The 6,621-nt window shown below is 61.6% G+C and carries 7 protein-coding genes; 6 read left to right on the top strand and 1 reads right to left on the bottom strand.

Features of this window, described 5'->3' with window-relative positions; genetic code table 11:
* Window positions 1-165 precede the first annotated feature (165 nt).
* Window positions 166-2,160, top strand: coding sequence for an acetate--CoA ligase (acs, locus tag NFX52_RS28915; RefSeq protein WP_055400486.1), 1,995 nt, complete (start codon window positions 166-168; stop codon window positions 2,158-2,160).
* A 399-nt stretch (window positions 2,161-2,559) separates the two neighbouring features.
* Complete coding sequence (locus NFX52_RS28910) at window positions 2,560-3,042, top strand: hypothetical protein (RefSeq protein WP_055400488.1); 483 nt, start codon at window positions 2,560-2,562, stop codon at window positions 3,040-3,042.
* Window positions 3,043-3,200: 158 nt separating this feature from the next.
* On the opposite strand, the gene NFX52_RS28905 is transcribed toward NFX52_RS28910, so the two are convergent.
* Window positions 3,201-3,506, bottom strand: a complete 306-nt coding sequence (locus tag NFX52_RS28905; RefSeq protein WP_055400490.1) for a c-type cytochrome — start codon at window positions 3,504-3,506, stop codon at window positions 3,201-3,203.
* Window positions 3,507-3,619: 113 nt separating this feature from the next.
* On the opposite strand from NFX52_RS28905, the gene NFX52_RS28900 reads away from it, so the two are divergent.
* The 4 genes from NFX52_RS28900 to NFX52_RS28885 all read left to right on the top strand — a co-directional run.
* Window positions 3,620-3,862 carry a TIGR04438 family Trp-rich protein gene (locus tag NFX52_RS28900; protein WP_252635949.1) on the top strand — a complete coding sequence of 81 codons (243 nt, stop codon included), beginning with the start codon at window positions 3,620-3,622 and terminating at the stop codon, window positions 3,860-3,862.
* A gap of 48 nt (window positions 3,863-3,910) precedes the next feature.
* A complete protein-coding gene (gmd, locus tag NFX52_RS28895) occupies window positions 3,911-4,987 on the top strand; it encodes a GDP-mannose 4,6-dehydratase (protein ID WP_055400493.1) in 1,077 nt (358 codons plus the stop codon).
* A gap of 49 nt (window positions 4,988-5,036) precedes the next feature.
* Window positions 5,037-6,158 carry a glycosyltransferase family 4 protein gene (locus NFX52_RS28890; protein ID WP_055400495.1) on the top strand — a complete coding sequence of 374 codons (1,122 nt, stop codon included), beginning with the start codon at window positions 5,037-5,039 and terminating at the stop codon, window positions 6,156-6,158.
* Between the two features lie 9 nt (window positions 6,159-6,167).
* A partial coding sequence (locus tag NFX52_RS28885; protein ID WP_435301300.1) for an ABC transporter permease occupies window positions 6,168-6,621 on the top strand: 454 nt, incomplete at its 3' end.

Here is a 6,621-nt window from a genome sequence, read left to right as displayed (position 1 = left end):
TCGCGCGATTTTAGGGGTGCCGCGTGACACCCCTCATCCGCAAGCGCTCTTCCGCCCGGTTGCAGGTGGCCTATTCTGTAAGCTTCGTGCCAGTCAGTGGCTTGTAAGTGCCACGGCCGACAGTACCGCCCAATTCCAATTCCATCAGACCCAGGAGACAACACCATGAGTGCGCCCACATCCGCCATCGAGTCCGTACTGGTTGAGAACCGCGTGTTCCCGCCCTCCGATGCGATCGTCAAAGCCGCCCGCGTGTCAGGCATGGCGGGCTACGATGCGCTGTGTGCCGAAGCCGAGAAGGACTTCGAAGGCTTCTGGGCGCGCCTGGCGCGCGAGAACGTGCAGTGGTCCAAGCCGTTCACGCGCACGCTGGATGAATCCAACGCACCGTTCTACCAGTGGTTTGCCGACGGCGAACTCAATGCCTCGGCCAACTGCCTGGACCGCCACATCGGCACGCCCACCGAGAACAAGACCGCCATCCTCTTTGAGGCCGACGATGGCGCGGTCACCAAGATCACCTACAAAGAGTTGCTGGCCCGTGTGAGCCAGTTTGCCAACGCCCTCAAGGCCCATGGCGTGAACAAGGGCGACCGGGTGCTGATCTACATGCCCATGACCATCGAAGGTGTGGTGGCGATGCAGGCCTGTGCCCGCATTGGCGCCACGCACAGCGTGGTGTTTGGCGGCTTCAGCGCCAAGGCGGTGCACGAGCGCATCATTGACGCGGGTGCCGTGGCCGTGATCACCGCCAATTACCAGATGCGGGGTGGCAAAGAGCTGCCGCTCAAGGCCATCATCGACGAAGCCCTGGCCATGGGCGGCTGCGATACCCTCCGCAATGTGTTTGTCTACCAGCGCACGGCCACGGCCTGCAACATGGTGGCCGGGCGCGACAAGACCTTTGCCGAAGCACTGGCAGGGCAAAGCACCGAATGCGCGCCGGTGGCTGTGGGTGCCGAGCATCCGCTGTTCATCCTCTACACCAGCGGCTCTACCGGCAAGCCCAAAGGCGTGCAGCACAGCACCGGCGGCTACCTGCTGTGGGCCAAGATGACCATGGACTGGACGTTCGACCTGCGCGCTGACGATGTGTTCTGGTGCACGGCTGACATCGGCTGGATCACGGGCCACACCTACGTGGCCTACGGCCCGCTGGCTGCAGGCGCCACGCAGATCATCTTTGAAGGCATTCCCACCTTCCCGAACGCAGGCCGCTTCTGGCAGATGATCGAGCGCCACAAGTGCACGATCTTCTACACCGCCCCTACCGCCATCCGCTCGCTCATCAAGGCGGCTGAAGCCGACGAGGCTGTGCATCCCGCACGCTCGGACCTGTCGAGCCTGCGTATCCTGGGCAGCGTGGGCGAGCCCATCAACCCCGAAGCCTGGATGTGGTACCACAAGAACGTGGGCGGCGAGCGTTGCCCCATCGTGGACACTTTCTGGCAGACCGAAACGGGCGGCCATGTCATCACGCCGCTGCCCGGCGCCACGCCGCTGGTGCCCGGCAGCTGCACGCTGCCCCTGCCCGGCATTACCGCTGCCATCGTGGACGAAATGGGCAACGATGTGCCCAACGGCTCGGGCGGTATCCTCGTCATCAAACGCCCCTGGCCCAGCATGATCCGCACCATCTGGAACGACCCCGAGCGTTTCAAGAAGAGCTACTTCCCCGAAGAACTCAAGGGCTACTACCTGGCGGGGGATGGGGCGGTGCGCAGCGCCGATCGGGGCTACTTCCGCATCACTGGCCGTATCGATGACGTGCTAAACGTCTCGGGGCACCGCATGGGCACGATGGAGATCGAATCGGCCCTGGTCTCCAAGACCGACCTCGTCGCCGAGGCCGCCGTGGTGGGCCGCCCCGACGATGTGACCGGTGAAGCCATCTGCGCCTTCGTGGTGCTCAAGCGTTCCCGCCCCACGGGCGAAGAAGCCAAGCAGATTGCCAACGAACTGCGCAACTGGGTCGCCAAGGAAATCGGCCCCATCGCCAAGCCCAAGGACATCCGCTTTGGCGATAACCTGCCCAAGACCCGCAGCGGCAAGATCATGCGTCGGTTGCTGCGCAGCATCGCGAAGGGCGAGGCCATCACGCAGGACACCAGCACGTTGGAAAACCCCGCAATCCTGGATCAGTTGGCTCAGACCAACTGATCCAGAAGGCGCCGTGTAACGGCGCCAGCGCGCAGCGCTTGCGGGGTTTGGGGGCACTCATATCGCGTAGCGATGTGACGTGCCCACAAAATCGGATGGTGCTCCACTGCGGGTGATCAAAGCCCAGACCAACTGATCCAGGAGGCGCCGAAAGGCGCCGGCGCAGCGCCTGCCGGATTCGGGGACACTCATATCGCGTGGCGATGTGACGTGGCCACACAATCCAGTCGCTGGTCCACCGCGCTTGCGGGGCACCCTAGGGCTCCGCTCCTCCCTGGTCCTCTCTGTAGGACACTGCCTGAAATCTCCCGCGTGAGGTCGGTGACGGCCCGTGCATGCGTTACAACGGCGCATGGCGCTTGCGGATCTTCGCCTGGGCGCTGCCTACAGGAGGTTTTCATGCATCTGCGTTCCATCGTTCTTTGGGTGACGGTTTTAGCCATTGCTGCACTCGCCGCCCTCAATTGGCCCGCTCTGGCCGCACCATCCCTGGTGTCGCTCGGCATTGTGGTCTTTGAGGCTCCGCTGGGGCTCATCATGTTGGGCCTCACGGGCCTGCTGGGCATCTTTTTTATCGTCTATGTCTTGTCGCTCCAGGGTTCGGTATTGATGGAGACGCGCCGTCATACCAAGGAAATGCAGGTCCAGCGCGAACTGGCGGACAAGGCGGAAGCCTCGCGTTTTACGGAGTTGCGGGCTTTTCTGGATGCTCAGCACCAGCAGGCGCACGCCACTGTGTTGGCGCGGCTGGATGAACTGGAAGCGCACCTGGCAGCGCGTGCCACCGAGTCCGACAACTCCACCGCAGCGTATGTGGGGCAGCTTGAGCACCAGCTGCGAACGCGCGGGCTGGAGGCGGTGCCGGTCGTTTCTCGGGTGTGATCAGAGGGGCCCGCAGATTTTCGTTGCTGTGTCCTGCAATTTGCCCGCGCCCTGAAGAGCAAAAACAGGTTTTAGAAACTAAAAAGGCCGCGTCACAGTGCGTGGCGTGGCCTTTCACCAAGGGGCTATGCCGCCCCCTGGGGTGGTTTTGAGGCGATCTACTTCTGCGTCAGCACCCACGCAGCCAGCTTCTTGGCTTCTGCATCGTTGACCTGTGCGTTCGCAGGCATCGGAACTGGACCCCACACTCCCGCGCCGCCCTTGACGATCTTGGCGGCCAGCTTGTCCACAGCATCTTTCTGACCGGAGTATTTGGCAGCCACATCCTTGTACGAAGGGCCCACCAGCTTTTTGTCCACAGCGTGGCACGCCATGCAGTTCTTCGAGGTTGCCAAGGCCAGATCGGCCATGGCGGGTGCCGCAACCGACAGCGTCATGGCAAGGGTGATCAGGGTACGCTTCATGGTGGGAATTCCTGTGGTTGAGTTACAGTTCTTTAATGGAATTGTAGTGGCTTGGGTTGACAGGGATTTGTCCGGGGTCAACCGGGCGGTTTCGGCCTTTTCTGGAGATCGCGATGTACCTGCTGGGTCTTTCACTGTTGCTTCTGGCATTGAAGTATTTCGAGGTTGGACTCGTGGCCGCCTGGTCCTGGTGGTGGGTGCTGGCGCCCTTTGGTGCCACGGCCTTATGGTGGGCCTGGGCTGATTCCACGGGATATACGAAACGTAAAGCCATGGAAAAGATGGAGCAACGCAAGCAGGACCGGATCAACAAGAACAAGGAAGCCCTGGGCATGCGCCCGCGCAAACCTCGTTGACTCCAAGACTCTGCAGCCGCCGGTCGCCGCTCCGATCCTGGGGCGGGTATGGCAAGGTTGTGTTACAGAAAAGAGCCCATCATCGCTGCAAGTGGCAAGACGGCCATCATCACGGGTGTCACCGGGCAGGATGGCGCCTATCTGGCAGCGTTTCTGCTGAACAAGGGTTACCAGGTCATAGGCACCCATCGACGGACCAGCAGTGTGAATACCTGGCGCCTTCAGGAGCTGGGCGTGATGGGCCATCCCCATTTGCTGCTGGTTGATTTTGATCTGACCGACCCCGGCTCTGCCATTGCACTTCTGCAAAAATTCCGTCCGGACGAGTTGTACAACCTGGCGGCACAGAGCTTTGTGGGAGCGAGTTTTGACGCTCCGACCACTACGGCGCTTGTCAATGGCCAAGGGGCATTGAATCTGCTGGAAGCTGTCCGGCTGGTGGACCCCCACATACGCTACTACCAGGCCAGTTCCTCCGAGATGTTCGGTGGGGTGGGTCAAACGCCGCAGTGCGAGACCACCCCCTTTTGTCCGCGCAGCCCTTATGCGGTGTCCAAGCTGTTTGCCCACTGGATGACCATCAACTACCGGGAAGCTTATGGCATCTATGCCGTCAGCGGCATTCTGTTCAACCATGAAAGCCCCCTTCGGGGCAGTGAATTTGTGACACGCAAGATATCGAATGCGGTGGCCCGCATGGCCCACGGCGAAAGGGGGGTGCTCGAATTGGGCAACCTGGATGCGCGTCGCGACTGGGGTTTTGCGGCCGAGTACGTCGAAGGCATGTGGCAGATGATGCAGGCAGACAGGCCTGGTACCTACGTGCTGGCAACCGGCCGCCAGCAGACCGTGCGCGACTTTGTGCGTATGGCGTTCTCGGTTACCGGAATATCCCTGGAGTTTGCGGGTGCCGCTGCTTCGGAAGTGGCCGTGGATGTGGGGACAGGGCGCGTTGTGGCGAGCGTGGATCCCGGTTTCTTTCGCCCTGCAGAGGTGGATATCCTGGTGGGCGACGCCTCCCGGGCCCGGGCCGAACTGGGTTGGGAGGCGCGCACCTCCGTAGAGCAGATCTGTCGAATGATGGTGGAAGCAGACTTGCGGCGCACTTATCCCGGGGCCCGATGATGGTGAACCACTACTGTGCGCCCTGCTGGCTGCTGTGTGAGGTGGCCCGATGAGGGTAGCTTTTGGCGTCAGCGTGCTGGCACGTACTGTCCAGCAGGGTGGTGTGGATGGCATTGGTACCTACACCCGGGAGCTGATGGCTGCCATGCCGCCGTCAGCGCAACTGCAGCCGTATCTGTTCGATGCTCCGGCGAGCCTCTGGCAGGGCGCGACACCTGCGATGTCCTTTGGACCTTTTGCGCGGCAGGCCCTGGCCGCCACGCTGCCGGGGGTGGACTTTGGCAGGGTGCGCCGCGCGCTCTGCTCGGGGATTGATGTCATCCATGCCACCGACCATCTGGTCCCGCGCTTGCGTGGAACGCCGGTGGTGGCGACGATTTTTGATGCGATCCCGCTCTCTCACCCCGAGTGGGTCCGATACCGGTTCAAGGGCCTGAAAAACGAATTGTGGCGGCGCACGGCGTTCTGGGCGCAGCAGGTCATCACGATTTCAAATTACTCCCGCCAGGAGATCGCTACGCATTTCCGCCTGCCCGAAGAGCGGATCACTGCTATTCCTCTGGGTGTAGGTTCGCAGTGGTTTGCTCCGGTCGATGAGTCCGTGGAAAAAGCCGTGCGGGATCGGCATGCATTGCCAGACCGCTATTTTGTGAGCGTCGGTACCCTGCAGCCGCGCAAGAACATCAGCCGCCTGCTTTTGGCCCATGCCAGCCTGCCCGAGCCTCTGCAGCGGGAGTTTCCGTTGGTGGTGGTCGGCAAACCGGGCTGGGGATGCGAAGACGTTGTCGCCCAATTCAACGGGGGAGCGCTCAAACATGTCCGCTGGCTGCAGCATTTGCCAGATGTCGATCTTCAGGTGGTTATCAAGCGTGCAACGGCCCTGGTGTTCCCGTCGCTCCACGAGGGATTCGGACTGCCGGTTCTGGAAGCCTTTGCGGCGGGGGTGCCGGTGGTGGCGTCCAACACGACCTCCATCCCGGAGGTTGCGGGGGATGCGGCCTTGCTGATTGATCCTCTGCGCATCGACGAACTTGCGGATGCGATGCGCCGAGTTGCCGAGAACTCCGAACTGGCGGGCCAACTGGTTGCGCGCGGGCGTGATCGCGTGCGTGCTTTTACTTGGCAAGCGTGCGCAGAAAAAACCTTGCGCGTCTACGAGTCGATGGTCTGACTACTCGCGATGGCAACTTCAACCACCAATCCCACCGTATCCGTGCGCCAGAGGCAAGTTCAATTGTTGTGGCTTGACATCTGGAGCGCCATGGTGGCGTGGCGCTTTTGGTGTTTTATGGGCTGGAACGATGTCGCCAAGCAGTATCGGCGGACCTTTCTGGGGCCTGTCTGGATTACGCTGCACACGGCCATTTTCATCGTTGCTTTTGGCTTGATCGGCGCTCAACTGTTCAAGTACCCGGCCGAGTGGTACCTGCCGTATTTTTGTGCCGGGCATGTGCTGTTCGGGTACTTCAGTGCGCTGATCAACGAGGGCTGCTTGACCTATATCGGCTCGGACGCGTTTTTGAAGCAGACGCCTTACCCCAAGATGGCGTTTGTGTTTCGCACCGTGTTTCGATGCTCCATCCTGATGCTGCACAGCGCGATCATTGTGTTGGCCGTCTTGTGGTGGGCGGGGC

It is taken from the genome of Acidovorax facilis (assembly GCF_023913775.1).
In the GTDB taxonomy this organism is placed as follows: domain Bacteria; phylum Pseudomonadota; class Gammaproteobacteria; order Burkholderiales; family Burkholderiaceae_C; genus Acidovorax; species Acidovorax facilis.
The sequence above is the reverse complement of the archived record's forward strand: the minus strand, read 5'-3'. Positions and strand labels throughout refer to the sequence as shown.